Genomic DNA, 550 nt, shown 5'->3' on the forward strand with positions numbered 1-550 from the left:
GTCCCGTCCTTCATCGGCTCCTGGCGCCAAGGCATCCACCGTGTGCCCTTAGTAGCTTACCCTACTGGCTCTCTTGGAGATTACTTCTCCCGGTGATTGCAACTTGACAAGTGACGTGTGAAGATTCTCGTCATACGAGTCTCTTCAACCTCGTCATGCTTCTTCCATATCTCATTTTCAAGGTGCGTCATGGTGGAGCTAAGCGGATTCGAACCGCTGACCCCCTGCTTGCAAGGCAGGTGCTCTCCCAGCTGAGCTATAGCCCCACATTAAGAAGGTGGTGGGCCTAAGTGGACTTGAACCACTGACCTCACGCTTATCAGGCGTGCGCTCTGACCAACTGAGCTATAGGCCCGTGTATTCCTTCAAAACTAAAGAGTGCGAGACATGACTCTTTGAAAAAATCGTTTTTGCTCGAAATGAGCTCCTTAGAAAGGAGGTGATCCATCCCCACCTTCCGGTAGGGATACCTTGTTACGACTTCACCCCAATCATCTGCCCCACCTTCGGCGGCTGGCTCCTAAAAGGTTGCCTCACCGACTTCGGGTGT

The 550-nt window shown here is 52.4% G+C and carries 2 tRNA genes and 1 rRNA gene; all 3 read right to left on the reverse strand.

What is annotated here, in order from left to right:
• Positions 1 to 190: 190 nt before the first annotated feature.
• A tRNA-Ala gene (locus I8U21_RS14840) sits at positions 191 to 266 on the reverse strand.
• A 12-nt stretch (positions 267 to 278) separates the two neighbouring features.
• Positions 279 to 355, reverse strand: a tRNA-Ile gene (locus I8U21_RS14845).
• Positions 356 to 432: 77 nt separating this feature from the next.
• Positions 433 to 550, reverse strand: a 16S ribosomal RNA gene (locus I8U21_RS14850); the annotation flags it as partial.

Origin of the sequence: Thermoactinomyces sp. CICC 23799 (assembly GCF_016055145.1) — a bacterium.
Classification (GTDB): Bacteria; Bacillota; Bacilli; order Thermoactinomycetales; family Thermoactinomycetaceae; genus Thermoactinomyces; species Thermoactinomyces intermedius.